25 protein-coding genes are annotated in these 26,885 nt (G+C 66.6%); 13 read left to right on the top strand and 12 right to left on the bottom strand.

The window, feature by feature from the left end; genetic code table 11:
- Positions 1 to 5: 5 nt before the first annotated feature.
- From glyA to exbB, 4 genes are all read right to left on the bottom strand, one after another.
- On the bottom strand, positions 6 to 1,319 hold the full coding sequence (glyA, locus tag IEW24_RS18710; RefSeq protein ID WP_188581413.1) for a serine hydroxymethyltransferase: 1,314 nt from the start codon (positions 1,317 to 1,319) through the stop codon (positions 6 to 8).
- 233 nt (positions 1,320 to 1,552) lie between these two features.
- Positions 1,553 to 2,416: an energy transducer TonB family protein gene (locus tag IEW24_RS18705; RefSeq protein WP_188581411.1), complete on the bottom strand. Its 864-nt coding sequence runs from the start codon at positions 2,414 to 2,416 to the stop codon at positions 1,553 to 1,555.
- Positions 2,413 to 3,027, bottom strand: coding sequence for a TonB system transport protein ExbD (exbD, locus tag IEW24_RS18700; protein ID WP_188581409.1), 615 nt, complete (start codon positions 3,025 to 3,027; stop codon positions 2,413 to 2,415). The genes IEW24_RS18705 and exbD overlap by 4 nt, the downstream gene beginning before the upstream one ends.
- Before the next feature lie 3 nt (positions 3,028 to 3,030).
- The gene (gene exbB / locus IEW24_RS18695; RefSeq protein ID WP_188581507.1) at positions 3,031 to 4,215 is read right to left on the bottom strand and encodes a tonB-system energizer ExbB; all 1,185 of its coding nucleotides are present in this window, start codon (positions 4,213 to 4,215) and stop codon (positions 3,031 to 3,033) included.
- Between the two features lie 313 nt (positions 4,216 to 4,528).
- Between exbB and IEW24_RS18690 the strand changes: the two genes are divergently transcribed.
- The 3 genes from IEW24_RS18690 to rimO all read left to right on the top strand — a co-directional run bounded on the left by IEW24_RS18690 (position 4,529) and on the right by rimO (position 8,738).
- Positions 4,529 to 4,963 carry a DUF2946 family protein gene (locus IEW24_RS18690; RefSeq protein WP_188581407.1) on the top strand — a complete coding sequence of 145 codons (435 nt, stop codon included), beginning with the start codon at positions 4,529 to 4,531 and terminating at the stop codon, positions 4,961 to 4,963.
- 142 nt (positions 4,964 to 5,105) lie between these two features.
- The gene (locus tag IEW24_RS18685) at positions 5,106 to 7,220 is read left to right on the top strand and encodes a TonB-dependent receptor family protein (RefSeq protein WP_188581405.1); all 2,115 of its coding nucleotides are present in this window, start codon (positions 5,106 to 5,108) and stop codon (positions 7,218 to 7,220) included.
- 165 nt (positions 7,221 to 7,385) lie between these two features.
- Complete coding sequence (rimO, locus tag IEW24_RS18680) at positions 7,386 to 8,738, top strand: 30S ribosomal protein S12 methylthiotransferase RimO (RefSeq protein WP_188581403.1); 1,353 nt, start codon at positions 7,386 to 7,388, stop codon at positions 8,736 to 8,738.
- A gap of 226 nt (positions 8,739 to 8,964) precedes the next feature.
- On the opposite strand, the gene rpoZ is transcribed toward rimO, so the two are convergent.
- The gene (gene rpoZ, locus IEW24_RS18675) at positions 8,965 to 9,354 is read right to left on the bottom strand and encodes a DNA-directed RNA polymerase subunit omega (RefSeq protein ID WP_188581401.1); all 390 of its coding nucleotides are present in this window, start codon (positions 9,352 to 9,354) and stop codon (positions 8,965 to 8,967) included.
- A 198-nt stretch (positions 9,355 to 9,552) separates the two neighbouring features.
- On the opposite strand from rpoZ, the gene IEW24_RS18670 reads away from it, so the two are divergent.
- Both IEW24_RS18670 and IEW24_RS18665 read left to right on the top strand, forming a co-directional pair.
- Entirely contained in the window at positions 9,553 to 10,158 is a 606-nt protein-coding gene (locus IEW24_RS18670; protein WP_188581399.1) for a LabA-like NYN domain-containing protein, read from the top strand.
- 4 nt (positions 10,159 to 10,162) lie between these two features.
- Positions 10,163 to 10,807, top strand: a complete 645-nt coding sequence (locus IEW24_RS18665) for a uracil-DNA glycosylase (RefSeq protein ID WP_188581397.1) — start codon at positions 10,163 to 10,165, stop codon at positions 10,805 to 10,807.
- Between the two features lie 256 nt (positions 10,808 to 11,063).
- Here IEW24_RS18665 and IEW24_RS18660 read toward each other — a convergent pair whose 3' ends face one another.
- Positions 11,064 to 12,035, bottom strand: coding sequence for a hypothetical protein (locus tag IEW24_RS18660; RefSeq protein ID WP_188581395.1), 972 nt, complete (start codon positions 12,033 to 12,035; stop codon positions 11,064 to 11,066).
- Between the two features lie 505 nt (positions 12,036 to 12,540).
- Here IEW24_RS18660 and IEW24_RS18655 point away from each other — a divergent pair.
- From IEW24_RS18655 to IEW24_RS18635, 5 genes are all read left to right on the top strand, one after another.
- Positions 12,541 to 13,680, top strand: a complete 1,140-nt coding sequence (locus tag IEW24_RS18655) for a Kelch repeat-containing protein (protein WP_188581393.1) — start codon at positions 12,541 to 12,543, stop codon at positions 13,678 to 13,680.
- 273 nt (positions 13,681 to 13,953) lie between these two features.
- Positions 13,954 to 15,261, top strand: a complete 1,308-nt coding sequence (locus tag IEW24_RS18650; RefSeq protein WP_188581392.1) for an MFS transporter — start codon at positions 13,954 to 13,956, stop codon at positions 15,259 to 15,261.
- Positions 15,262 to 15,340: 79 nt separating this feature from the next.
- The gene (locus IEW24_RS18645) at positions 15,341 to 15,811 is read left to right on the top strand and encodes a c-type cytochrome (RefSeq protein WP_210324246.1); all 471 of its coding nucleotides are present in this window, start codon (positions 15,341 to 15,343) and stop codon (positions 15,809 to 15,811) included.
- 55 nt (positions 15,812 to 15,866) lie between these two features.
- The gene (locus tag IEW24_RS18640) at positions 15,867 to 16,133 is read left to right on the top strand and encodes a type II toxin-antitoxin system ParD family antitoxin (protein ID WP_188581390.1); all 267 of its coding nucleotides are present in this window, start codon (positions 15,867 to 15,869) and stop codon (positions 16,131 to 16,133) included.
- Entirely contained in the window at positions 16,133 to 16,438 is a 306-nt protein-coding gene (locus tag IEW24_RS18635; RefSeq protein ID WP_188581388.1) for a type II toxin-antitoxin system RelE/ParE family toxin, read from the top strand. The genes IEW24_RS18640 and IEW24_RS18635 overlap by 1 nt, the downstream gene beginning before the upstream one ends.
- Positions 16,439 to 16,441: 3 nt before the next feature.
- Here the strand turns inward: IEW24_RS18635 and IEW24_RS18630 are convergent, their stop codons facing one another.
- The 3 genes from IEW24_RS18630 to IEW24_RS18620 form a co-directional block, all read right to left on the bottom strand.
- A complete protein-coding gene (locus IEW24_RS18630) occupies positions 16,442 to 17,458 on the bottom strand; it encodes a DUF1963 domain-containing protein (protein ID WP_188581386.1) in 1,017 nt (338 codons plus the stop codon).
- A gap of 52 nt (positions 17,459 to 17,510) precedes the next feature.
- Entirely contained in the window at positions 17,511 to 18,869 is a 1,359-nt protein-coding gene (locus IEW24_RS18625) for a DUF7256 domain-containing protein (RefSeq protein ID WP_188581384.1), read from the bottom strand.
- Positions 18,870 to 19,043: 174 nt separating this feature from the next.
- Positions 19,044 to 19,652 (bottom strand): peroxiredoxin, encoded by a 609-nt coding sequence (locus IEW24_RS18620; RefSeq protein ID WP_188581382.1) that lies wholly within the window; start codon positions 19,650 to 19,652, stop codon positions 19,044 to 19,046.
- A 433-nt stretch (positions 19,653 to 20,085) separates the two neighbouring features.
- Between IEW24_RS18620 and IEW24_RS18615 the strand changes: the two genes are divergently transcribed.
- Positions 20,086 to 20,880: a DUF1217 domain-containing protein gene (locus IEW24_RS18615; RefSeq protein ID WP_188581380.1), complete on the top strand. Its 795-nt coding sequence runs from the start codon at positions 20,086 to 20,088 to the stop codon at positions 20,878 to 20,880.
- 301 nt (positions 20,881 to 21,181) lie between these two features.
- Here the strand turns inward: IEW24_RS18615 and smpB are convergent, their stop codons facing one another.
- Positions 21,182 to 21,661: an SsrA-binding protein SmpB gene (smpB, locus tag IEW24_RS18610; protein ID WP_188581378.1), complete on the bottom strand. Its 480-nt coding sequence runs from the start codon at positions 21,659 to 21,661 to the stop codon at positions 21,182 to 21,184.
- A gap of 78 nt (positions 21,662 to 21,739) precedes the next feature.
- The gene (gene dapA, locus IEW24_RS18605) at positions 21,740 to 22,639 is read right to left on the bottom strand and encodes a 4-hydroxy-tetrahydrodipicolinate synthase (protein ID WP_188581375.1); all 900 of its coding nucleotides are present in this window, start codon (positions 22,637 to 22,639) and stop codon (positions 21,740 to 21,742) included.
- A 410-nt stretch (positions 22,640 to 23,049) separates the two neighbouring features.
- Here dapA and IEW24_RS18600 point away from each other — a divergent pair, with 410 nt between their 5' ends.
- Both IEW24_RS18600 and IEW24_RS18595 read left to right on the top strand, forming a co-directional pair.
- Positions 23,050 to 25,209, top strand: a complete 2,160-nt coding sequence (locus IEW24_RS18600) for a lytic transglycosylase domain-containing protein (protein ID WP_188581373.1) — start codon at positions 23,050 to 23,052, stop codon at positions 25,207 to 25,209.
- Between the two features lie 304 nt (positions 25,210 to 25,513).
- Positions 25,514 to 25,684: a hypothetical protein gene (locus IEW24_RS18595; RefSeq protein ID WP_188581371.1), complete on the top strand. Its 171-nt coding sequence runs from the start codon at positions 25,514 to 25,516 to the stop codon at positions 25,682 to 25,684.
- A 245-nt stretch (positions 25,685 to 25,929) separates the two neighbouring features.
- Here the strand turns inward: IEW24_RS18595 and IEW24_RS18590 are convergent, their stop codons facing one another.
- Complete coding sequence (locus IEW24_RS18590; RefSeq protein WP_188581369.1) at positions 25,930 to 26,868, bottom strand: homoserine O-succinyltransferase; 939 nt, start codon at positions 26,866 to 26,868, stop codon at positions 25,930 to 25,932.
- Between the last annotated feature and the right edge of the window lie 17 nt (positions 26,869 to 26,885).

Raw genomic sequence — 26,885 nt, 5'->3', positions numbered from 1 at the left:
TGGTATCAGCTGTAGATCGGGAAGCGACCGAGCAGGGCCTTCACCTTGCCGCGCACCGCCTCTTCCACGAGGCTGTCCTCGGCCACGCCCTTCTGCGAGAGCACGTCCAGCACCTCGGCGATCATGTCGCCGATCTGCTGGAACTCGGCCACGCCGAAGCCACGGGTGGTGCCCGCCGGGGTGCCGAGACGCACGCCCGAGGTGATGGCCGGCTTCTCAGGATCGAACGGGATGCCGTTCTTGTTGCAGGTGATGTGCGCACGGCCGAGCGCCGTTTCCGACACCTTGCCGTTGAGGCGCTTGGGACGCAGGTCCACCAGCATCAGATGGGTGTCGGTGCCGTCGGACACGATGTCGAAGCCGTGGCCGCGCAGGTTCTCGGCCAGCGCCTTGGCATTCTCCACCACGTTCTTGGCGTAGACCTTGAACTCGGGGCGCAGAGCCTCGCCGAAGGCCACCGCCTTGGCGGCGATCACATGCATGAGCGGGCCGCCCTGGATACCGGGGAAGATGGCGGAGTTCAGCTTCTTCGCCAGTTCCTCGTCATTGGTCAGGATCATGCCGCCACGCGGGCCGCGCAGGGTCTTGTGGGTGGTCGTCGTCACCACATGGGCATGCGGGAACGGGCTCGGATGCGCGCCACCGGCGACGAGGCCCGCGAAATGGGCCATGTCCACCATCAGCTTGGCGCCGACGGCATCGGCGATCTCGCGCATGCGGGCAAAATCGATGAGACGCGGATAGGCGGAACCGCCGGCCACGATCACCTTCGGCTTGTGCTGGTCGGCGAGCTGGGCGACCGCGTCATAGTCGATGCGCTGGTCATCCTCGCGCACGCCATAGGGCACGGCGTTGAACCACTTGCCGGACATGTTCACGGGCGAGCCGTGGGTGAGATGGCCACCAGCGGCGAGGTTGAGGCCGAGGAAGGTCTCGCCGGGCTTCATCAGGGTGAAGAACACCGCCTGATTGGCCTGGCTGCCGGAATTGGGCTGGACGTTGGCGAAGGCGCAGCCGAACAGCTTCTTGGCGCGCTCGATGGCCAGCGTCTCGGCCACGTCCACGAACTGGCAGCCGCCATAGTAGCGCTTGCCCGGATAGCCCTCGGCATACTTGTTGGTGAGCACCGAGCCCTGGGCCTCCAGCACGGCGCGGGAGACGATGTTCTCGGACGCGATCAGCTCGATCTCTTCACGCTGGCGACCCAGCTCGGCCTCGACGGCGGCAGCGATTTCCGGGTCCACCTCGGCGAGGGGAGCGGAGAAGAAACGGTTCATCTCCGCCGAGGCGGAGGTGCTGTTCGCAGCAGACGAGGCCATGGGACGTCTCCGAGACATTCGGCTTTTAGCCGGGCAAAGGCCCAGCCGATAATGGGAGCGCTCGCTTATCATAGCGCGTGGCCTAAGTCCAAAGCGCGGACGGAAGAACACCGCAGATTTCGCACGTGGCACGAGCCGTGTACGGCAGGCGGCTCCATTTCAAGCCAAAGCCCCGGTTCGGGAGCGAACCGGGGCTTTGGCAGTCTTGTCCAGGGGTGCAGGATCGGAGGCGATCAGCGGCCGTTGAAGTTGATCGGCACCGTGAGCACCTGCGTCCCACCCGACAGCGGGGGCGGGAAAGGCGACGCACGCCGGGGCAACTCCACCGCTTCCGCGTCCAGCGCGGCAGAGCCGGAAGAGCGGACGAGGCTCGACGAGAGGACGTTGCCCGACCGATCCATGGAGAAGCGGACCTGCGCGACCCCGCGCTCGCTCGCACCGGGAGGATAGCGCTTGAAGCGGTTGAGTCGCCCGCTGACGAGGCTTGCCCAATCCGCACGCTGCTGGGAGCGCGAGGCGCTGTCACCCTGGGACGGCGCCGCCGTGGCGGCAGCTTCCTGCGCATCGGACCTCGGCGCCGCACTGGTGACGGGCGCTGCGGGCCTACGGCTCGCCTTGCGTTCCTTCTTCGGCTCCGGCTTGCGCTTTTCCGGCGGCGGCGGATCCGGGATCACCGGACGCGGCGTGGGAAGCACTGCCTCCGCGATGGGCGGCGGCGGCGGCAGGTCGGGCAGCTTCTCGATAGGCGGCTGCTCCTCCACCACCTCCGGTGCGGGCGGCGGCTCGGCCTCCTCCATCATCTCCGGCGCATCGGGAATCGGCTCGGGCGCCTGCACCATCTCCGGACCCGGCGCCACGTCCTCCGTCTGCGACGGCGGCGCGGTCGCGATCGGCGCCAGCTCGATCATGACGGCGGCAGCAGCCTCGTCCGCCGCCGAGATCGGCTTGTGCCAGTGCAGGGCCGCATAGACGAGCCCCGCGTGCGCGGCGAAGATCAGCGCGCCCGCCAGCAGCCACCAGCCGGCGATGTACGCCAGCCGGTGGTCGTGATGATGGTGATCCTGCGCCACGTGATCCTCGGGATGGATGGCTGTCACCGCGTGGTCCCCTGAGGCGCCGCCTGAGCGGGCGCCGGTGCCGGGGCCGCAGGAGCAGGCGCTGCCGGCGTGGCTGCGGGCGCCGCAGGCGCGGCCCCCTGCGCCGCGGGCGCTCCCGCCGGAGGCGTTCCTGCCGCAGGAGCGGCACCCGGGGCGGGGGCGGCACCGGGCGCAGCCGGAGCCGGCGTCCCGCCGCCGACCGTCTCCAGACCCACGAGACCGATCTTCAGGTAGCCGGCGTCGCGCAGCAGGTTCATCACCTCCATCACGTCGCCATAGGAGACAGCCTTGTCAGCGCGCACGAACACGCGCTGCTGCTTGTCACCCTGCGTCACGCCGTCGAGAGCCATCGCCAGCGCCGTGCGCTGGACCGGATCGTCTCCCACGGAGAGCGTGAGATCGTTCTGCACGGTCACGAACAGGGGCTTGTCTGGACGCGGCTGCGGCTGGGCATTGGCGGTGGGCAGGTCCACCTGGACGTCCACGGTGGCCAGCGGCGCCGCCACCATGAAGATGATCAGCAGCACCAGGATCACGTCGATGAACGGCGTGACGTTGATGTCGTGGTTTTCGACGAGGTCTTCCCCGCCGAGATCGAGCTTCGCGGCCATGGTTTACTCCGCGGCGGCGCGCAGGCGGCTGTCACCCGACTCTTCACGATCGAGATCGCGCGAGAGATGGCGCATCACCTCGGCCGAAGTGTCGGCCAGGCTGGCCTTGTAGTTCGAAATGGCGCGGGCGAACACGTTGTAGATGATCACCGCCGGAATGGCCGCCACCAGACCGATGGCGGTGGCCAGCAGCGCTTCGGCGATACCCGGCGCCACCACCGCCAGATTGGTGGTCTGCGACTTCGAGATACCGATGAAGCTGTTCATGATGCCCCACACGGTGCCGAACAGGCCGATGAAGGGCGCCGTGGAGCCGATGGTGGCCAGCAGGCCGGTACCCAGCGACATGCGCCGGCCGGCCGCAGCCTCGATGCGGTTCAGCGCGATGGCCGCGCGCTCCTTGATGCCTTCCGCCGGCAGGGCGCGGGACGCCTCGACCTCGGCCAGCGTGGTCTGCACCATGCGACCGGCAGCGCCGCCGCGGCGCGGCAGGCCACGGGCAGCAGCCATCAGGGTCTGCGACTTGCGCAGCAGATGCAGGCCGTGGCGCACCTTGCGATTGGCCAGCCAGAGTTCGATCACCTTCACCAGCCAGATGGTCCAGGTCACCACCGAGGCGAAGGCAAGACCAATCATCACGCCCTTCACCACCCAGTCGGCGGCCATGAACATGCCCCAGGGGGACAGGTCATGGGGCAACTGGAAGCCACCGGCGACAGCCGGAGCGGCCGGAGCGGCCGCATGCGGGGCCAGATCGGCAGCGGCGGGTGCCGGCGCGGCGGCCGGATCGGCAGGCGCCACGGGAGCGGCACCGTTCGTAGCGGCGGCGGGCGTCGATGCAGCCGGCGCAGGCACGGAGGGAGACTGGGCGGCGGGGGCCTGCGAAACCGTGGGCTGCGCGCTGCCGGAAGCGGTGGGTGCGGCCTGCGTCGGGCGCGGGGCCTGGGTGGCGGCGGCAGGGGCCGAAGTCGGGGCAGGAGCCACAGCGCTCGGCGCGGCAGGAGCCGGGGTGGCGGGAGTTGTTGTGGCAGGAGCCGTTGCGGCAGGAGCGGTCGCAGCCGGGGCAACGGGAGAAGTGCCCTGCGCGCCAGCGCCGGAAGACAGCGTCACCACAAGGGAGAGCGCGGCAGCTGTTGTCACTACCCGCCGCACACGCGCCACGGGCGTGCAAGAACCATCGCGTTTCATCATTGCGTCACCAGCAATCGAGCATTTTGAACGTCGGTTGGCTGGCGATCCCTGACCGGGAATTGGCTGGCTGGCGTCCTTATAGCGCCATCATGCCGCAATGCGGAACCAAAAAGTGTGTCCGAAAATCCTTGCGCCGCAATGACGCAGGCCCTTCCGTTGCGAGACTGTGCGCCGCAATGGCACTGTCCGCGCGGGTTCGCGCCGTATCCTGAGCGCCACCTGTGCTTCCAGCGGCTGACAGGGTTGACCAAACGGCATATCTGCGTGCCGTATGGGCGCCGACAATCGCCCGCCCCAAGGTATCGCCCCCGTGTCTCGTCGCCCGGACCATTCCCCTGCCCGACCGCAGCAACGGCTGCGGCGGGGCGGGCATGTCCGGCGGGCAGCGGCTCAGGTCGGGCGGTGGCTGGCCATCTATCTGGTGGTGCTTCAGGCCGTATTCGCCGGCCTCGCCGCCGGTGCCATGGCCGGCCCGCAGACGGTCAGCGATCCCTTCCTGCTCTGCCTTACGTCACATCAGGCCGACGCTCAGGCTGATGCCGGCGGCTCTTCCCTGCCGCCGCAGCACGATTGCACCGCCTGTCCGCTTGCGGGCGGCATGCCGGTTCTTCCGGATCTGAAGCTCCCCTCCGTTCCCGTGGCGTTCGCCCGGCCGGGGGAAGACCGGATCGTCCAGCCCGCGCCGGCCCGAACCGCGCAGATCTGCCCCAACGCCCGGCCACGCGCCCCGCCCACCTCCGCCTGATCGCCGCACCAAGCGGCAGACAAAGCACAGGCGCCACGCGCCCCCTGCCCGGGCACGCCATGCCGGCAGCGGGCCGAACGCTTCATCTTCCAGCTTTCTCAAGGCCCGGACGCGCCTGACGCGCCGGCGCCGGAATTCCCCCATGTCCCCTCTCCTCCCCCGGTTCATTGCCGCAGGTCGGCCGCAGCGCCGCGCTTCCCTCGCCACGACCCTCCTTCTTGCCGCCACCGCACAGCCTCTCGTCTGCGCACCGTCCGCCGCACAGGAAGCCGCCGTCGAACTGCCGACCGTGAATGTGGAAACGGCCACTGGCGGCTCGCTCACCGTGCTGTCGGAGGCGGCCGCGCGCGCGGCCATCAACCTCACCCCCGGCGGCGCCGAGGTGGTGGGCGCGGCCACCTGGGCCGATACGCCGGCCACCGGCGTGAAGGACATGCTGGACTATGTGCCGGGCGTGTTCGCGCAGCCCAAATGGGGCGAGGACACCCGCCTCTCCATTCGCGGCTCGGGTGTCTCGCGCAGCGCACATCTGCGCGGCGTCCAGCTCTATCAGGACGGCATCCCGCTCTCCTCGCCCGACGGCAGCGGCGACTTCCAGGAGATCGACCCCACCGCCTTCCAGTATGTGGAGGTGTTCAAGGGCGCCAACGGCTACCAGTTCGGCGCCAACGCCTTGGGCGGGGCCATTAATTTCGTCACGCCCACCGGCCGGGATGCGGCGGCCTTCGCAGGGAGGGCGGATGCCGGCTCCTTCGGCTTCTACCGGCTGCAGGCCAGCACCGGCGGCGTGAACGGGGCCTTTGACGGCTTCGTCACCGGCTCATGGCTGACCCAGCAGGGGTTCCGCGATCATTCCTCCGGTGAGAACACACGCGGCAGCGCCAATTTCGGCATCCAGCTGAACGAGAACATCGAGACCCGCTTCTATCTCAACGCCACCAATGTCCGGCAGGAAATTCCCGGCGCGGTGTCCAGGACGGTGGCGCTGAACTCGCCGCAGTCGGCCAATCCCACCAACATCTCGCTGAACTATCAGCGCAATATCGAGGCGGTGCGGCTCGCCAACAAGACGACCTTCCTTCTCTCGGATACGACGAAGCTGGATGCCGGCGTCTTCTATACCAACAAGGACCTCAACCACCCGATCTTCCAGGTGCTGAACTACAATTACGAGGAGTACGGCGCCTTCACCCGCCTCGTGGACGAGCGCAGCATCGGCGGCTTCAACAACCGGCTGGTGCTCGGCATCAATTACGGCACCGGCAGCACCGATGCCCGGCGCTACGTCAATCGCTCGGGGCTGGCCGGCAATCTCGCCTACTGGTCCAATGACGACGCCACCAACACCACCTACTATCTGGAAGATCACTTTTACCTGACGCCGGCCTTCGCTCTGGTGGGGGCGTTCCAGTATCTGAACGCCAGCCTCGACCGCACCGCCATCTACAATGCGTCTTCAGGCGGCAACGACTACAATCTCTTCCTGCCCAAGGCCGGCTTCGTCTTCGAGGCGGCGCCGGGGGCGCAGGTCTATGGCAATGTCTCGCGTTCCGGCGAGGTGCCGACCTTCTCGGAGCTGACCAATTTTGTCGATCCGATCATCGGAAACCTTGAGGCCCAGACGGCCACCACGGTGGAGATCGGCACCCGCGGGCGTGCACCGACCTATAATTGGGACGTGTCGCTCTACCGTTCATGGGTCCAGAACGAGCTGCAATGCCAGGATCCCGGCACCACGGCGGGCCTCACCTGCACGGTGGTGAATCTGGGCAGCACCATCCATCAGGGGCTGGAGGCCGGCTTCGGCATGCAGGTGGCGAAGGACCTGTTCACCCCCGGTCCGGTGACGGATTCCCTCTGGCTGAATGTCGCCTATACGTACAGCGACTTCTATTTCGACAACGATCCGGTGTGGGGCAACAATCGCCTGCCGGGCATCCCGCCCCATTACCTGCGGGCGGAGCTGCTCTACAAGCATCCGAGCGGGTTCTACGCCGGCCCGAACGTGGAGTGGGTGCCCGTCGCCTATTATGTGGACGACGCCAATACGCTGGATACCTCGCCCTACGCCCTGCTGAACTTCAAGCTCGGTTATGACAATCCCAAAGGGCCGTCCTTCTACGTCGATGCGCGCAACCTGCTGGATGTGAACTACATCGCCAGCGTGAACGTCACCGGCCGCGCCAGCGCCAATCAGGCGCTGTTCGAGCCCGGCAACGGGCGCTCGGTGGTGGTGGGGACACGCTTCAGGTTCTAACGATGCCAAGGCCCGGCGACATCTGCCGGGCCTTTCCCGCCCCTCCCGCCGCATGCCTCCCCTGCGCGCCCCGAAGGCTGGAATGGCTCCAATGGGATTGACGGGAGGTGCGTCCTCCCGTAACCGCTCGGGCTTCTCGGACAACACGGACTTGCGCCCCGCGCCATGGCCCAGCTCGCGCCCACCACGACCGATTCAGCGCCCAACGGCGCGCCCCGCATCTCGTTCGTCTCGCTGGGCTGCCCCAAGGCGCTGGTGGATTCGGAGCGCATCGTCACCAGGCTCAGGGCCGAAGGCTATGAACTGACGCGCAACCATGACGGTGCCGATCTCGTCATCGTGAATACCTGCGGCTTCCTCGACAGCGCCAAGGCCGAAAGCCTTTCGGCCATCGGCGAAGCGTTGGCGGAGAACGGAAAGGTCGTCGTCACCGGCTGCATGGGCGCCGAGCCCGAGCAGATCCGCGCCGTCCACCCCAGCGTGCTCGCCATCACCGGCCCGCAGCAGTACGAGAGCGTGCTTGCGGCCGTGCATGAGGCGGTGCCGCCCAAGCACGACCCCTTCCTCGATCTCGTGCCGGAACAAGGGGTTAAGCTCACCCCCCGGCACTATGCCTATCTGAAGATCTCGGAAGGCTGCAACAATCGCTGCACCTTCTGCATCATCCCCAAGCTGCGCGGCGACCTCGTCAGCCGACCGCTCGCCGACGTCATGCGCGAGGCGGAAAAGCTTGTGAATGCAGGGGTTCGCGAGCTGCTGGTGATCTCGCAGGACACCTCTGCCTATGGCGTCGACCTGAAGTATGCGGAAAGCAAGTGGAAGGACCGCGAATGGTCCACCCGCTTCTTCGATCTGGCCGATGCGCTGGGCGATCTGGGGGCCTGGGTGCGCCTGCACTACGTCTACCCCTACCCCCATGTTGACCGGGTGATGGAGCTGATGGCTTCGGGTAAGGTGTTGCCTTATCTGGATATTCCGTTCCAGCACGCCAGCCCCACGGTGCTTCGCCGCATGAAGCGCCCGGCGGCGCAGGAGAAGACGCTCGCCCGCGTGCTGAGCTGGCGTGAGGCGGTGCCGGACCTGACGTTGCGCTCCACCTTCATCGTCGGCTTCCCCGGCGAGACCGAGGAAGAGTTCCAGGAACTGCTTGATTTCCTTGAGGAAGGCCAGCTCGACCGGGTCGGCTGCTTCAAGTTCGAGCCGGTGGCCGGCGCGCCTGCCAATGCGCTCGAAAACCCCGTCCCCGACGAGGTGAAAGCCGAGCGTTATGAACGCTTTATGCTCAAGCAGCAGGCGATTTCCGCCCGCCGCCTCAAGCGCAAGGTGGGCACCCGCCAGCAGGTCATCATCGACAGCCTCACCCCCGGCGGGGCCATCGGCCGCACCAAGGGCGATGCGCCGGAAATCGACGGCTCGGTGAAGATCGCCGCCCGCCGCCCGCTGCGGGTGGGCGAGGTGGTGACGGTCAAGATCGAGGCGTCGGACGCCTACGACCTCATGGGCACCGCCGGCTTTTGATACCCCTCACCTGTTCAGGGACAGGGACGAATGGCACACCCTTGGCCCCATTTGGCCACGGACAGCCGTGCCTGATTGCGCACGCCTTTTTGCCTGCCCTGTGACGATGGCCGCACAGGGTGGCACTGTGCCACTGTTCCATAGCCTGAAATGAAAAACGCCGGCGGCTCCGTCTGGAACCACCGGCGTTAAAATGCCATCTTGCCTTGCAGGATGGAGGTAGGGTTCAACCCTCGTCGTCGTCGGTCTGCTCCGGCGGCACGAGGCCCTGGAGGCCGGCGAGAAGTTCCTCTTCGGTCATCCGGTCGAGCACGATGTCCGTATCATCACCAGAGCCGCTTTCGCCGCTGGCGATCATCGGCACGGCCTCGGGTTCGGGCTCGTCGACCTCGGTGTACTTCTGGAGCGAGTGGATGAGGTCTTCCTTCAGATCCTCGGGGCTGACCGTCTCGTCGGCGATCTCGCGCAGAGCAACGACGGGGTTCTTGTCGTTGTCGCGGTCCACCGTGATCGGGGCGCCGGACGAGATCATGCGGGCGCGGTGGCCCGCGAGGAGGACCAGCTCGAAGCGGTTATCGACCTTGTCGATGCAGTCCTCAACGGTGACGCGGGCCATGATCGGCACTCCTTCGTGCACGCAGCAATGCGGATGGCTTGTGGAAGATTGGCCCTATATCCGAAATGACACCCTTCGGCAAGTCTGAGTAGTGTTTTTCGCTTGCGCTCGGCCGGAGTCTGGCCGAGAAATGACAACCCTCACGCAGTTCTAAATCGCCCCATGCCTGACACCAGATTTTCATCAGCAGGACCCCAAATGCAAGGGATGGAAAAGATCGCGCTTTTCATTGATGGCGCCAATCTCTACTCCGCGACCAAAGCCCTCGGCTTTGACATTGACTATAAGAGACTGTTGAAGGAATTCCAGGGCCGGGGCTATCTGCTGCGTGCGTTCTACTACACTACGCTGGTAGAGGATCAGGAATACTCCTCCATCCGCCCGCTGCTGGATTGGCTGGATTATAACGGCTATTCGGTTGTGACCAAGCTTGCCCGCGAGTTTACCGATAGCCAGGGCCGCCGCCGCGTCCGCGGCAACATGGACATCGAGATCGCCGTGGACGCCATGGAGCTGGCCGGCAGCCTCGACCATATCGTGCTGTTCTCGGGCGATGGCGACTTCCGTTCGCTGGTGGAGGCGCTCCAGCGCAAGGGCGTGCGCGTGAGCGTGGTGTCCACCATCTCCACCCAGCCGCCGCTGATCGCCGATGACCTGCGCCGTCAGGCCGACACCTTCATCGACCTCGTGGACCTGCAGGTGAAGATCGGCCGCGATCCGTCCGAGCGGGCCAACCGCATGCAGGACACCCCGCGCTTCCTCGAACGGCGCGGCGCGCCTCTGCCGGACCCCAGCGAAGGCTGATCCCTTGCTTCTTCAGGAGCCGGGGCGCGAGTGCCCCCTGTGCCCGCGCCTCGTCGCCTTCCGCACCCAGTGGCGGGCGGCCGAGCCGACATGGTTCAACGCGCCCGTGCCCGGCTTCGGCCCGCAGGATGCGCGCCTTCTCATCGTCGGGCTCGCGCCGGGCCTGCGCGGCGCCAACCGCACCGGGCGCCCCTTCACCGGCGATTATGCCGGCGACCTGCTCTACGACACGCTGATCCGCTTCGGCTTCGCCAGCGGCACCTACCGGGCCGACCCCAATGACGGCCTGACCCTGCACGACGCCCACATCGTCAATGCGGTGCGCTGCGTGCCGCCGGAGAACAAGCCGACCACGGACGAGATCCGCACCTGCCGGCCGTTCCTGATCGAGGCCATGGCCGCCATGCCGCGCCTGACCGCCATTCTGGCGCTGGGCAAGATCGCGCATGACTCCACGGTGGTGTCTCTGGGCGAGCGCATGTCGCGCGCCAAGTTCGGCCACGGCTCCCGGCACGAGATCGGCGGCTATACGCTGTTCGGCAGCTACCACTGCTCGCGCTACAACACCAATACGGGCGTGCTGACGCCGGAGATGTTCCGGGCCGTGTTCTCGGACGTGCGGGCGTTTCTGGACAAGGGTGCGAGCTGAGGGAAGGCGTCGGTTGGGACGGGGCGAAGGGATCTTGGGACGCGACGTCACAGCGCTAGAAGCTGAAGTTCAGCGGCTATCAAGAATGGCCGGGTTGGGGTGGGAAGCGGAATGCCGGCTATTATGAGAAACGGCATCCGAGCGGACATTTAGGTGTGCTGCGGCATGCCCATTCGCGACCGATTTGCGTTGAGGCGCTCCCCGGAGCAAAGATGCAATTTTGAATCTGGCATTCTGTGGAGCGCGCGAAACCCCGCTATTGCTTTTTGCCCAAGTCCACCGCCTGCGGGTTACTGCGCACAATCCCTTCCAATTCGGCCATGAAACGGGTAATGAAGCCATAGATTCGTGGACCGAAGACTTGGAAGCTGGGCGTTGCAAACCCCACCTCGGCCGCTATTTTCGTAAGGGCCCTGCGATCGTCGCGTTCAAACTTCGAAATGTTATCTAGGCCCTGATACACCGCCTCATGCACTGTGGCGCCCATCAAGCGCAACCCTGCTTTTAGAAGGATGGATTGAACCTCTTCCATAAAGACTTGCTGTTCGTCGCTGGAGAGCCACCCTGCGGCAATTGGAACCCAAAACGTCCAGTCAAGGCGATAAACGGAGCGGTTGGTTCCGACCTGCCAAGGCCGCTCGCGGTGTACCATCATCTTATTTCGAAACAGGCGCGGAACTGCGTCGAGCCACAAAATGTCGTCTCGAAACTTCTCCCACAACGTATCAAATGGAGCGGCACCGTCAGATTTGGCGAGGGCGTCAAAGGTGGTGCGGTAAGGCGTGGGCTTTGCAAGGATGTGCCCGCAGATCTGGGCCACCTCATCGAGCAGCATGCCACTGAAGATCAGCATAGATTGAAAGTCGAGACTTAGCTCCAAATTCAGCCGATCTGTCTTTGTAATTAGGTCGGCGATTGCAGGCGGATAGCGTGTCCCTCCGGGCCACGTGGTCGGCATTTGCGAATGCAATACCGCGTCGGCTTCCAGCAGCCGCTCCCTGCTACGATAGATGCGTTCGAACAAAACATTGAGTTCGCGGATCCGCACAATCACGTCTGAGAAATAGTGAAACAGCCGATAGGGTCCCGGCGGCGGCTGACGGGTGTCAATCAGATATTTGGACAGCGTCTGCACTGCTTGTTCGGCTTGAGACTGCTGGGTGAGCAGATCTTCCCAGTTTTGACAATGCGCAACTAGGTCCACGTTGACTCCTGCTTTTGTCGCCATTTCCTGCTTCGCAGGTCACGAGAATAGTATTGCAGATTACTCCTAGAATCCTGCAAGAGTCTGTGTCGCTGCCCCACTCCCACAAGATAGGCATATCGTCTGCAAGCAGCCCCAAGCTGGTCGTCAGCTCGGACTAGTGGGCAATGGCAGCTTCTAGCAAGACGCAGGCCCGGCCTGAATGGCCGAAGTGGGAAGCCTCGCGGAGGTCACCTCAAAGGAGGAATGGCAGCTTTATCGAGCACTCGGATGCGAGCTGAACGTCCGAAAAGGGGTCGGCCGCAGAACGGCGGCTATCTGCACGGCGGCAACCAAAACCGGCCAGTCCGCTTTCGGGCCCATATCGGACGTCGAGGCACGTACTTGGCAAGGTCCGCTCCAAGGGCGAAAGCAGACGTCGCTGAAGGGGCCATCGCGGGGTAGGCATGGGGTCAAACTCCCCCTTGCGCCCTCCCCCACGCGCGGCTTTCATCCTCCCCCTGCGCAACGTCGCATACGGGAGGCCTCCATGGATCGCCGCACCCTCCTCGCCGCCGGGCTCGCCGCCACCGCGCTCGGCTCCCGCGCCTTCGCCCAGACCGCCAATCCGCACGCCGGCCATGCGCCCGCGCTGAAGGAGGCGCCGCCCTCCCCCGCTCCCTATTCCCGGTTGCAGGGCGGCACCTTCGTGCATCATCTGGAACCGGCGCAGGAAGCCCAGAGGGTGTTCGACAGCCCCGCCCCCAGGGGGCCGGCCGGTCAATGGAGCCCGCGCGCTGCCCTGCCCCTGCCGCGCAGCGAGATGGCCTGGGCCACGGCGTGGGCCGGGCGCATGCACATCATCGGGGGCTATGGCGAGGGACGCGTGGACCGCGCCTATCACCATGTCTATGACCCCGCCGGCGACCGCTGGTTCGATGCCGCTCCGCTGCCGCGTGGCGCCAACCATGTGGCGGTGACGGCAGACGCCGGGCGCATCTATGCCTTCGGCGGCTTCATCGAGCAGAACCGCAATCCCGACACCAACGCCTATGTCTATGTGGTGGCGGAAGACCGGTGGAGCACCATCGCCCCCATGCCCCGCCCGCGCGGCGCGGCGGCGGCCGTGGCGCTGGCGGGCAAGGTGCATCTCATCGGCGGCGCGGGTGCCCCCACCATGGAGCGGGCGAGCGTCGGCTGGCACGAGGTCTATGACCCGGAAGCGGATGCCTGGAGCACGCGAAAAGCCCTGCCCGGCGCGCGCGACCACGTGGGTTGCGTGGCCTATGAGGGCGTCATCCATGTGATCGGCGGGCGGTTCAACACGTTCGAGTACAATACCGATCTGCACCATGTGTATCTGCCGGCGCGAGACACATGGGAAGCGCGGGCGCCCCTGCCCACCGCCCGTTCCGGCCATGGGCTGGTGATCTACAAGGATCGCCTGTTCGCCATGGGGGGCGAGGCCGGCAGCATCGTCAACGGCGTGCCGCAGCAGGCAAAAGTGTTCGGGCAGATGGAGAGCTACGACCCGAAGACCGACACATGGCAGCAGCACGCCCCCATGCTCACGCCCCGCCATGCGGTGGGCGCCACCATGCTGGGCGGCCGCATCCATGTGGCCGGCGGCGGCGCGGTGCTGGGCGGCTCGCTGCAATCGGCCGTGCATGAGGCGTTCGCGCTGGACTGAGCGGAAACTTAGCAGGAGCGCGCCGGGGGAACCCGGTGCGGGATGGGGCTGCCTGCCATCAGGCGAGGAGCCCCGATGCCGCCCGATGCCGGCGGCCTTTTGTCGGGCGGCGTTCCCTCTCCCGTTCAACACATGTTGCGCCCGCGCGCGGACTGTACGACCTTACTTCCCGACACGCGGCCCGCTGAGTCCGCCCGGACCATCGGGCGGTGCCTTCCCTTCCGTGCGGCCGGGCCTTCCGGCTGCCGCCCTCCTCCGTCATCCGGGACACCCATGACCGACGCCTCCCGCCGGCCCGCCGCCCCCGGACAGCCTTCTCTCCTGCGCCACCCGTTCCTGCGCCATCCCTGGACCATCGCGGGCGCCTCCACGCTGGCGCTCACCGCCGGTGGCCTGCCGCTGCTCTCGCTCACCTTCGGCGTGTTCCTGAAGTCGATCACCGAGGATACCGGCTGGACGCGCGCCGACGCCTCCCTGGCCATGAGCCTGATGCTCTATCTCACCGCCGTCATAAGCCCCGTGTCGGGCATGGTGATCGACCGCTTTGGCGTGCGCGGGCCGCTGGTGGCTTCGCTGCTGCTCACCGCCGCCGCCATTGCCGGCCTCGCGCTGGCCCATTCGCTGGCCGCCTTCTGCGCCCTGTTCGCCTTCATCGGCCTCGTGAACTGGGGCCAGCAGCCGGTGGCCTATCTGAAGGTGGTGGTGGGCTGGTTCGACCGCAGCCGGGGGCTGGCGCTGGGCGTGGTGAATTCCGGCCTCGGCATCGGCGCCACCTATATGCCCGCCGTGGCGGCGCTGCTGCTGGCGGAATTCGGCTGGCGCGGCGCCTATGTGGGCCTCGCCGCGCTGCTGCTCTGCGTCACCCTGCCGGGCGCGCTGTTCGTCATTCGCGAGAAGGAGGCGCCGGTGCCTCTCCCCGCCACCGTGCAGCGGGCGGGCGAGGGTGAAGCCTCGCTCCGCGCGGCGCTGGCGACGCCGGCCTTCTGGATCCTGGTTGCGTCCGCCTTCGTGCTGGCGGTGGCGGTGAACGGCACCATGCCGCATCTGGTCTCGCTCTTCACCGACCGGGGCATGAGCATGGGCGAGGCGGTGGGGCTGATGGGCCTTGCCGGCGCCTTCGGCGTGGTGGGGCGGCTCGGCGCCGGCTTCATCGCCGACCGCGTCTTCGCGCCCTTCATCGCGCTCGGCGTGTTCCTGCTGGCAGCCTGCGCCATGGGCGTGCTGTGGCTGAACAGCCCGCTGCTGCCGCCCGCGCTGGCGGTCATCGCGCTCGGCCTCTCGCTGGGGGCCGAGGTGGACCTCATGGGCTACATGGCGAGCCGCTATTTTCCCAAGGCGCTGTTCGCGCGCATCTACGGCTTCATCTTCGGCGCGCTCATCTGCGGCTCGGGAGTGGGCGTCTATGCCATGGGCCGCACCTATGATGCGCTGAAGACCTACGGGCCGTGCATCGCCGTCTTCCTCGGCCTCGTCTTCCTCACCGGCTTCCTGTCGCTGCGGCTCGGGCCTTACGTCTATCCGCCCGCCCGCCATGGACCTGCCGATGCGGGCAAGGAGCCGCAGGCCGCTTCGGCGGCGTGAGCCGGCCCGGGCGGCTTGCCTCTGCGGCAGGCGCGCGCCATGGTGCGCGCCCTGTCTCCTGCGTTCCGATCCTCGCCTTATGACCCGCTCCCGGGCGTTTCTCGTCCTCTTCCTCCTCGCCATGCTGGCCGCCATCGGCGCGCTGGTCCATGCCGCCCGCCCCGATGCCGGCCCCGATCACTGGGAAAAGGCGGCTGTGCCGCCGGGCGCCACGCTGGCGCAACTGCTGCCTCATGCGGACCCGAAAGCGGGCGAGCAGCTCTTCAAGCGCTGCGCCGCCTGCCACTCCATCCGCGAGAACGGCCCCAATCTCAACGGGCCGAACCTCTATGGGGTGATGGGATCGCAGGTCGGCCGCAACAGTGCGCGCTTCGCCTATACGGCCGCCTTGCAGGCCGTGAGCGCGCGCTGGGATGCGGCGCGCATGGATGCCTGGCTGAAGGGGCCGCGCGCGCTGGTGCCCGGCACCAGCATGGTCTTCCCCGGCGTGCCCTCCCCCACCGAGCGCGCCGATCTCATCGCTTATCTGCTGACACAGGGCGGACACTGACATCTATTGACATCGCATGGGCGCAGACTGACCCTGCGCGGGAGAGGAGGTGCCGATGCCAAATGTCTCGCTCGGCCCGCATTTCGAGGCCTTCATCGAGAAGCAGATCGCGGAAGGTCGCTTCCAGAACGCCAGCGAGGTGGTACGCGCCGCCTTGCGGCTGCTGGAGGATCACGAAGTCTCCCATGAGGAGCGGCTCGCCGGCCTGCTGCGCCGGATCGACGAATCCCTCGAAGACCCCCGACCAAGCGTCCCGATGGAAGAGGTGATGGCGCATCTCGCGGCCCGCCGTCGCCTGCGCTCCGGACCGGCCAGGGGCTGATGGCGCGCACGGTCACGTTCCGGCCTGCCGCCCTCACCGATCTCGACGCCATCGAGGACTATATCGCCCGCGACCGCCCCGAGCGTGCGGCGGCCTTCGTGGACGGGATCATCGCCCGCTGCGGGCAGCTTGGCGCCCAACCGGAGATGGGCCGGGCGCGGGACGATCTGCGCCCCGGCCTACGGCTGCTGCCGCTCGATAGGCGGGTGGTGGTGGTCTATCGGCTGACGCCGGGACCGGTCGAGATCATCCGCATTTTCTATGGTGGCCGCGACTTCGCAGCGCTCATCGCGGGTGAGCCGTGAGCCTCAGGTCTGCTGGTAGACCGCGATCACCCTGTCGAAGCGGCGCTCCTCCAGATCCTTCTTGCCGATGACGAAATAGACCGTGCCTTCCACCATGTCGGCCTGCATCCAGCCCTTCACGTCCATCTGTAGCAGCAGCACCATGTCGGCGGCGTTCTTCATGATGGTGTCGCGGTTCTGCTTCCACTCATCGCTCGAAGGGAATTCCTTGTTGAGCAAGGTCACAGCGGCGGCAGTGTAGCGCGGGTCGTCCTGCTCCGGCTCCGGTGGGCCGAGCAGTTGGTTGCGCGCGTCGGGGCGCTTCTCCAGCACGCCGTAATAGAATTCCTGATAGGCGTCCGTGTAGCTGTCGCGCTCGGCCTTGGGGATGGCATCGCCCTCCACCGTGCTGAGGGGCACCGCCACCAGCGTGCGTGAAGGCTTCGCGGCGCGGGCGGGGGCGAGATAATTGGTGCCCGCCTTCGGATCCGGCGGCGGCAGCTTGAATTTCTGGGCGATCTCCGCCGACTGCCTGCGCTCCAGCGCATCCTCCGCCGCCATGTCCGGCGGTACGGCTGCGGCCGCGAGATCGGCCTTCGGTGTGCGGTCCCAGATGACTTTGGCCACGCGCGTCCCGGTCTCCCACGGCCCCACCGAGAGGTCGTAGAAGAACAGGAGCCGCCCCTCGGACGGCAGGGATGCGGAAACCTCGCCCAGCGCTGCCGTCTCGCCGAGATCGATCTGGGCGATGAAGGCATAGGGCAGGTTCAGCGCCATATGCCGGCGCATGGCGGCGCCCGCATCCGCATTGCCGCGCCCGGCGATCTCTTCCGCATTCGGCGGCGCGGGCGGGCGGGGCCAGTCGGCGCCCTTGGGCAGATCGGGCGTGCCGCCGAACCTGGTCGCGCCCACCGGGATGTCGGCACGGCTGGTGAAGGTGAAGCCGATGGCGGGCTGGAGATACTTCACCACTTCGACGATGGCCGGCGGATCGAGATAGGCCGCGAGCATCTTCTGGGCATCGGCGGGGCTGTCGAACATGAGGAGGCCTCCCTGTTGGGGGATCAGGAGCCGGACGGCGACGAGCGGATGCTCAGTAATCGACGATGCCGGTGAGGAGATCGAGCTGGGCAAGCTGGCCGGCAAGGTTCGGCTGGCCCATGGTCTCGTGGAAGGCGAGGAAGAAGGGCGAGGACACATAGATGCCGCCGCCGTGCATCAGCGTGCCGCCGAACTGGAGATCGTCATAGGCGAGCTGGAGCCCAAGCTTTTCCCACGCCTCGTCGAAGCGCGGCACATAGCGGTCGGCATTGTCCCGCCCGTCGAACTCGATGGGCGTCTTGCCGGCATTGGGATCGTTCGACACCTGCGTCACCCGCAATTCCAGGAGATCCCAGCGGCTTTCCGGGCGGCGGCCGGCGAGGCGGTGCAGGTAATATTCGGAATTGAACGCCTCCTTGCCGTTCCAGCCGAACAGGCGCTCGGCGGCGGAGGTCTTCAGATAGTCCGGCAGGTCGGATTTTTCGTTCGCATCCGTCTCGATGGGCGCGGGGGGCAGGCACTCCGGCCCGTCGATCTCGTCCTGCGTCAGCCAGATGAAGGCGAAGGTGTTGTAGAGCAGATCGTAGGTGCGCGTCTCCATGGGATGGCGGTTGCGCAGATGCTCAAGGAAGGGCGCCAGCTCCGGTCCCACTTCTTCCGGCAGCGGCCGTCCGTCGAGGGTGGCGTGCATGAAGTCCACCATGGCGGGCGTCGAGCGGCTTTCGGTCTGGGTATCGCTGAACACCGCCAGCGCCACATAATCGGGCCCCTTCAGCCGGTAGGGCTCGGGCACGCGCACGGTGAAATGGTGCTCAAGCGGAAAGCCGGTGTCGATGGAGAGCGGCCACTGGATGGGCGTGATGCCGCGCGGCAGGCCGCAGGCCCAGCCCTGCGGCACCTGACTGCCCGGCGCCTTGAGACCGGGAACGACCTTCACGTTGAAGGCGAGACGCGGCGGTGCGATCTTCAGCTCCCGCCAGTCCGGCCAGACGGCCGCAAGATTGGTGATGTTGATCTCGCTCACCTTGCCATAGGCGACATCGACGGAGAGGCGGATCTCCTTGGTGAGCTGCCGGCCGCCGAAGGCATAATCGCCGCCGCGCACGGTGTTCTGCGCAATACTCAGGGACGGCTCCAGCGCCTCCGCCGCCGCACGCTCCATGCGCATCCCAACGCCGGCAATAACGGCGTTGGGATCGAAATTGCCCTTGAATTGCAGCAGGCCGATGCGCCCGTCGCGGTCGAGCCGCGCCGCGAAGGAGAACTGACGCTCCAGATAACGCACCCAGCCGCCCTCCCCCGGATGGGGCGGACGCCAGCGCGGGCCGATGGCGGCGGCAAGCTTTTCGGAAGGATCGCCGGGGCGAAGCGCGGCGAGGGCAATCGTGTCGGGCGGCGTGAAGGTCGGCATCTGCTCTCCCGTGTCGCGTCGAAGCGGCGGGAGCTTAACTGCAGAAGCCACGGAAAAGATGCAGCTTTTTGCGAACTTTTCGCGACCGGAGGCAACCCGGCACCAGCTGCCCCGCCGATCCCATAAGCCCCTACCGCAGACGGTGGCCGCGTGTCGCAGCCATCCACAGGGCCATCACCAGCCCGAGCGGCTCGCCTCCTGCGCGGCGTCGTGGGCGCGCAGGAACGCCACCACCTGCTGGGCGCTCTCCTGCGGCGGATGGACGGGATAGAAGACATGGGCGATGGCGCCGTCCTCGATCACCATGGTGAGGCGCTTGAGGAGCAGCGCGCCCTCGAACGCGAAGGTGGGCAGGCGTACGGCGCGGGCGAACTCCAGCCGATGATCGGAGAGCAGCGGAAACGGCAGGACAAGCCGGGTGGCCGCCTCCTGCTGATAGCCGGTGTCCTGCACCGAGAGACCGAACACATGCTCGATGCCGACGCTGCGCAGGTCGTCCATGCTGTCGCGGAACGAACAGGACTGCGGCGTGCAGCCGCGCGCGCCCGGAATGCTGTCCCAGCCATCGGGCGTGGGCATGTCGGGCCGGCCGGTCTTCGGATAGGCATAGACCACCACGCGACCGGAGAGATCGGACAGGTCCACCGGATGACCATGGGTGCCCATGAGCGGGATGATGGGCAGTTCCAGCCCCGGCAGATGATCGGCGGCGCCGTCATCCTCGGGGGTGGCGGGGGTGATGGCGGCGGGCGCGATGGGGTCCGGGGCGATGGGGTCGGGCATGGGTCGGTCTCCCCTGTGAACGTCCCCCGTGGGGCACACGCGCGACGCAAGGCCGCAACCGCATCCTGCCATGGCGCCCGCCCTTTTGGCCAACATCCCCTTCGGCCCAAGCAATGATCCCGGTCGGCAGGCGCCAGCCATGGTGCCGAGGCTTGCCTGAAGCTTGCAGCTTCACAGACGCGCCCTGCCGAGGCGGGCGCCGCCGTTCCCGCGCCACCGGGCCTTTAACCATAAGGATTTCCCGCCCGTTTTCCCGCACACCGCCAGCCCCGGTGCCGGTGCCACGCCCCGCGCGGCAACGCCGAATTCCACACCATGGCGATGGCGCCAAACCCTGCACCACGGTATGGTTGCAGCAACCGTTCCTGTCTTTCGTCCGTACGGTCGGGGAGAGGATTCGGGCCAGCCAAGCAGACGGTGGGGACTGTCAGCGATGACCGTGAATCTCGGGTCGACCTTTGCGACCTACAACTACTACGTGAAGAACAGCGCCACGGCGCTGACCATGCAGGCGAATGATCCGCAGACCAAGCGGGACATCACCTATTACGAAGCCAATATCGGCAAGCTGAAGACTGCCGATGACTTCGTGAACAACTACACCATCTTCAATACGGCCATGACCGCGTTCGGCCTGTCCGACATGGCGCATGCCAAGGCCTATATGAAGAAGGTTCTGGAGAGCGACCTCTCCGACAAGAACAGCTTCGCGAACCGGCTGGCGGACGATCGCTTCGTCAATTTTGCCAAGGCCTTCTCGCAGTTTTCCTCGGTGGAGGGCGCATCCACGCTCAATCCGCCCATGGCTGCCGCTGACGTCGGCAAGCTCTTCCTGGCCCAGTCCATGGAGACCACGATCGGCACGGAAGATCAGGGCGTGCAGCTTGCGCTCTACTTCCGCCGCAACGCGTCCAGCATCAAGAGCGCCTATACGGTGATCGGCGATGCGGCCATGTGGAAGGTGATGACCACGGTCTACGGTTTCCCGGCGACCATGGGCGGCATCGACATCGACCAGCAGAAGAAGATCGTCGAGCAGAAGTTCACCCCGGCCGACATGCAGGACCCGGCGAAGGTGGACAAGCTGCTCCAGCGCTTCACCGCCATCTGGGACGCGACTGAGAACGTGGCCTCGGACCCGATCCTTGCGCTGTTCCAGACGGGCTCGTCCAGCTCGACCTCGGACGCCTTCACGTCCTCTCTGCTGGACCTGAAATACGGCGGCTGAGCCCGCCCGCGTCCCCACCCCAGACATGCGAACGGCCGGGCATATTGCCCGGCCGTTTTTCGTTTTCCGGAGGCAGGTGAAGGGTTTGCTCGCCTGGAGCGTTTCAGCGTTTCATGGAAACGCTGAAACGCTCCAAGTCTTTGATAGAGAATGTCTTTCGGCTTGGATTGCGGAGCAATCAAAGCCGGACATGCTCTAGAACTGCGGGACGTTCTGGGGGTAGATGTTGCGCCCGTGCCCCCTCCCCACCCCTCCCCCGCAAGCGGGAGAGGGAGCCTGTTGCGCAAGCTGCGGGTGCTCCTCAGCCGCGATCCCGCATCAGGCGGGCCTTGTCGCGGTTCCAGTCGCGCTCTTTGACCGCCTCGCGCTTGTCGTGCGCCTTGCGGCCCTTGCCCAGCGCCACTTCCACCTTCGCCCGGCCATCTTCGTTGAAATAGACCTTCATGGCGACGATGGTCATGCCCTCGCGCTCCACCGCCACGGTCAGCTTGTGGATCTGGCGCTTGTGCATCAGCAGCTTGCGCGGCCGGCGCGGCTCGTGATTGAAGCGGTTGGCTTCCAGATATTCCGGGATGTAGGAGTTATAGAGCCACAGCTCGCCATTCTTGCCGGCGGCATAGCTCTCGTGGATGGTCGCCTTGCCGGTGCGCAGCGCCTTCACCTCGGTGCCCTTCAGCATGATGCCGGCTTCGAACGTCTCGCCGATCTCATAGTCGAAGCGCGCCCGCCGGTTGTCGGCGACCGTCCTGGTCGGCAGCGTTTTCTTCTTCTTTTCGGACATTTCGCTCTCGGATGGGGCGGGCGCGGGTCAGGCCCCCGCCCCGTTTTGAAACCTGCGCCGAACCGGGCAGCACCAGCCTCAGTTGATGAGGCCGGCGTGGACCATGGCGCTACGCACCACCGCCTTGGTGGCGTCGGAGACGGGCACCATGGGCAGGCGCACGTCGTCCACCATCTTGCCCAGCACCGACAGGGCATATTTGGTGGGCGACGGGTTGGTTTCAATGAACAGCGCGGTGTGCAGCGGCACCAGCTTGTCCTGGATCTCCAGCGCGGCGGCGTAATCGCCCTCGGTGCAGGCGGCCTGGAACTCCGCGCACAGGCGCGGGGCCACGTTCGCCGTCACCGAGATGCAGCCGACGCCGCCATGGGCGTTGAAGCCCAGCGCCGTGATGTCCTCGCCGGAGAGCTGGATGAAGTCCTCGCCCAGCGTCTGCCGCTGCAAGGACACGCGCGCCATGTTGGTGGTCGCGTCCTTCACGCCGACGATGTTCGGAAACTCCCGCAGCCGCGCCATGGTCTCCACCGACATGTCGATCACCGACCGGGCGGGGATGTTGTAGATGAAGATGGGCAGGCTGGTGGACTTCGCGATGGCCGCGAAGTGCTGGTACATGCCCTCCTGCGAGGGCTTGTTGTAATAGGGCGTCACCACCAGCAGCCCCTGTGCGCCCACCTTCTCGGCATGCTGCGAGAATTCGATGGCGGTCGCGGTGTCGTTGGAACCGGCACCTGCCATCACCGGCACGCGGCCGGCAGATTCGCTCACCGCCCAGTCGATCACGCGCTTGTGCTCGTCATGGCTCAGCGTCGGGCTTTCGCCGGTGGTGCCGACCGGCACGAGGGCGTTGGTGCCTTCCGTGATCTGCCAGTCCACGAGGCCGCGGAATGCTTTCTCGTCCAGAGCTCCGTCGCGGAATGGCGTGACCAGCGCGGTGAGGGAGCCACGGAAGAGGGCATTGGGCGACACGGACGACATGGCGGAAGCCTTGTTCTCTATTGCTATGGCGCCATCCCCCGGAGCGGGGACAGCGAACCGCATCAGATACAGCGTTGTGCCCCTGACGAAAAGGGCATGGAACGGTTCTTGGCTGCTGGCAAGGGATCGCGGGGCTTGCGGCTTGGCCTCGACGATACCGATCTCCGGTTGATCCGGACGCAATCTCGCCCCAGGATGGCATACCCTCGGATGCCGCACGGACAAGCTGCCCCGCTCCCGCCCGCATTGCCGGAGAAGGGTGCTTAGCGTTTCGTCAACGCGGGTCGACCAAGATCGGACGGTGCCGGGTCCTAACCCTGGGTACCGCGCGAGGATTTGTCATGCCGTCTGTCCGCTCTCTGCTTTCCTGCACCGCCCTTGCCCTGGCGCTCGTCGCCATGAGCGGGACCGTGACACGGCCAGCCTTCGCGGCGTCCGGTGATTCTTCCTCAACCACCGACAGCAAGCCCGGTTCCAAGGCGAAGAAGGCCGAAGCCAAGCCGGTGCCGAAGCCCAATGCCAAGCCCGCTGCGCACAAGGATGCGAAGGGCAAGGACGCGAAGGCCAAGGACACCAAGGCCGCCGCCCAGGCCAAATCCAACGTGAAGTCCGCGGGCCTGCCGCCGCGCCCGGCGCCGAAGACCGCCCCGCTCACGCTCGCCCCCACCGCCGGTGTCTCCACCGGCGAACTCTCCGAGCTGCGCAGCGCCGTCACCGCCGCCAAGAACGGCCGTGGCACCGAGGCCCTCGCCCAGGCGCGCCAGATGAGCGATCCGGTGGCGCGCACGCTCGTCACCTGGCTTGTCATCCGCCACGCGCCCAACGATTACGGCTTCGACAACATCGCCGCCTTCCTGCGCGACAAGCCGGGCTGGCCGACGCCGGGCACCCTGCGCCGCCGCGCCGAGCGCGTGCTGCTGCAGGAGAATCGCGACCCGGCCACCGTGCGCGCCTTCTTCGCCGACCAGAACCCGGTGTCCGGCGAGGGCAAGATCGCGCTCGCCAAGGCATTCGCCGCCTCCGGCGACCGCAACACCACCACCGCGCTGGTGCGCGATGCCTGGCGCAATGATGAGCTGACCGAAAGCTTCGAGAATCAGGTGCTGGGCGATTTCGGCGTGCTGCTCACCCGCGCCGACCACAAGGCCCGCGCCGACCGCTTCAGCTACAAGCCCGATCAGGCCCGCGCCCTGCGCGCCGCCGCCCGCGCCGGTTCCGACGTGGTGGCATTGACGCAGGCCCGCCTCGCCATCGCCAAGCGCGCGCCCGAGGGCTCGCGCCTGCTGGCACAGGTGCCGTTCACGCTCAGCAGCGACCCGGCCTATCTGTTCGCCAAATCCCAGCTCGCCCGCCGCGCCGAGAAGGATCAGGAAGCCGCAGCCGCCTTGTTGCAGGCCGCCTCCAAGGATGCCGACGCGCTGGTGGACACCGACGAATGGTGGATCGAGCGCCGCCTCGTCTCCCGCGAGCTGCTGGAGACCGGCGACTTCCGCACCGCCTACAAGGTGGCCGCCAACGGCCCGGCGCCGGAGGCGGACAATTACCGCGCCGAGCAGCAGTTCACCGCCGGCTGGATCGCGCTCGCCTTCCTGAAGGATACCCGCGCGGCGCAGGCGCATTTCTCGCGCATCGCCCACGGGCAGAAGAACCCCATCACCCTGTCGCGCGCCGCCTTTTGGCTGGGCCGCGCCTCGGAAGCGGCCGGCGACACCGGCACCGCGCGCTCGCACTATCAGCAGGCGGCGCAGTACTCGACCACCTATTACGGCCAGCTCGCCCGCCAGCGCCTCGGCGCGGCGCCCGTCGCCCTGCGCCATGCGCCCGAAGCCGGCGGCAGCGCCCGCGCCACCTTCGACCGCATCGAGCCGGTCAAGGCGGTGCGCCTGCTCTATGCCATCGGCGAGCGCGACATCGCCATGACCGTGCTCTACGACCTCGCGTGGCGCATGGAAGACTCTTCGCAGCTCCAGATGCTCTACACGCTGGCGCAGCAGAACAATGACGCGCGCGGCGCGCTCGTCGTCGGCAAGGAGGCGGTGGCCGAGGGCCATCCGCTGGATCAGGCCGCCTTCCCCACCTTCGGCCTGCCCGCCTACACCTCCATCGGCAATCCGGTGGACCGGGCCATGGTCTATGCCATCGCCCGTCAGGAGAGTCAGTTCAACCCGCGCACGCTTTCGAGCGCGCAGGCCATGGGCCTGATGCAGGTGACGCCGGCCGCCGGCCGCGAAGTGACCAAGAAGACCGGCGTGCCCTATGACGAGAGCCGCCTGATGAACGACCAGTCCTACAACGTGCAGTTCGGCGCCGCCGAGCTGGGCGAGCTGATGGAGAATTACGGCGGCAACACCGTGCTCGTCTTCGCGGCCTACAACGCCGGTCGCGGCTCGGTGCGCAAGTGGATCGAGCGCTTCGGCGATCCGCGCTCGCCGGATATCGACCCGGTGGACTGGGTGGAGCTGATCCCCTTCTCAGAGACCCGCAATTACGTGCAGCGGGTGAGCGAGAACTACAACGCCTACCGCGCCCGCTTCGGCACCGACCGCAACCAGCCGGTGGCCGCGCGCTGAGCGCGGCCTGGAGCATGTCCGGCTTTGATTGCTTCGCAATCCAAGCCGCAAGACATTCTCTATCAATGAGTTGGAGCGTTTCAGCGTTTCCATGAAACGATGAAGCGCTCTGGCGCGCCCTCGGAAGAGGATCGGCACTGCCCCTGCGGCACCTTGCCCTGCGGAGGCTTGACCCTGCGGAGGGTTGGACAAAACGCGCTATGGCCGTGCATCAGGCTCAGGCTTAATACAGCTGCTGAAACCGTCGTTCTGGGGCACAAGCCCACAGGATAGACGGCACAGAGAAGTAGCCTGGAACACTCAAATGTCCGGTTGGGATTGGTTTCCTTACATCTTCTTCCCTTTCAAGATCATCGTGCTGGGCGTGGGCATGTTCTTCGCCGTGAAGTGGCACTACGATCAGGGGAAGAAGCAGAAGAGCGAAGCCGGCGGACCGCAAGCGCCCGCTGAACGCACCGTCGACGCCTCGAAGTAGGCGACAGGGAGCAACAGGCTCCGCGGGATGCTCCGCCGCCGCATCGCGGCGCTCACGTCATTGAGCATCAATGCAACACAGCAACGTCATGCCCGGGCTTGTCCCGGACATGACGGTCTTCCGTCGTCATGACGCCGCACGACAGGCCGAGACAGACGGCCTGTCCCGCGTTGCAATCGCCCGGTGCAGAGCCCCCCGGCACGTGGGAGAGGGCTTTGTGTCACGCCTGCCCGCGCTGCCCGCCCCTACGCCGCCAGTTCCTTGGCAACCCCGCCCACGTCGGCGAGGTCGAAGGGGGTGGTCTGGTAGAGCTGGTTGATCCAGTTGCCGAACAGCAGGTGCGCATGGCTGCGCCACTGGTTCTTCGGCGGGTTGGCCGGATCATCCTTCGGGAAATAATTGGCCGGCAGCTTCACCGGGAGGCCCGCATCAATGTCGCGGAAATACTCATCCGCCAGCGAGCCTGAGTCATATTCCACGTGGTTGAACATGTGCAGCGCGCGATGGGCGGGGTCGTCCAGCAGGCACAGGCCGGTCTCGTCCGCCTCCATCAGAACGGTGAGGCCGCTCGATGCCGGAATGTCCTCCCGGCGCATCTCGGTCCAGCGCGAGACGGGGATGGCGAAATCGTCCGAGAAACCGCGCAGGAAGGGCGAGGCAGGCGCCAGATTGCGGTGGCTGAAGACGCCGAACGCCTTCTCCTCCAGCCGGTGCTTGGGCATGCCGTGGAAATGATGGGTCGCCGCCTGCGCGCCCCAGCAGATGGTCAGCAGGCTGTGCACGTTGGTCTGCGTCCAGTCGAGGATGCGGCGCAGTTCATCCCAATAGGTGACGTCCGCGAAGGGCAGCGTCTCCACCGGCGCGCCGGTGATGACGAAGCCGTCGAAGCGCTCGCCCTTGATGTCCTCGAAGTCGCGATAGAAGGACGAGATGTGCCCTTCCGCCGTGTTGCGGGCGACGTGGTTGGTGATCTTCACCAGCGTCAGCTCCACCTGCAGCGGCGTCGCGCCCAGCAGGCGCGCGAACTGGGTCTCGGTCTTGATCTTGTTGGGCATGAGGTTCAGGAGCCCGATCCGGAGCGGCCGGATGTCCTGACGGACGGCGTCGGCCTCGCCCAGCACCATCACGCCCTCGGTTTCGAGGGTGCGGCGCGCGGGCAGGTCGTCAGGGATCTTGATGGGCATGAACCACGGTCCTCCGC

This window comes from Azorhizobium oxalatiphilum, from assembly GCF_014635325.1.
Classification (GTDB): domain Bacteria; phylum Pseudomonadota; class Alphaproteobacteria; order Rhizobiales; family Xanthobacteraceae; genus Azorhizobium; species Azorhizobium oxalatiphilum.
The sequence above is the reverse complement of the archived record's forward strand: the minus strand, read 5'-3'. Positions and strand labels throughout refer to the sequence as shown.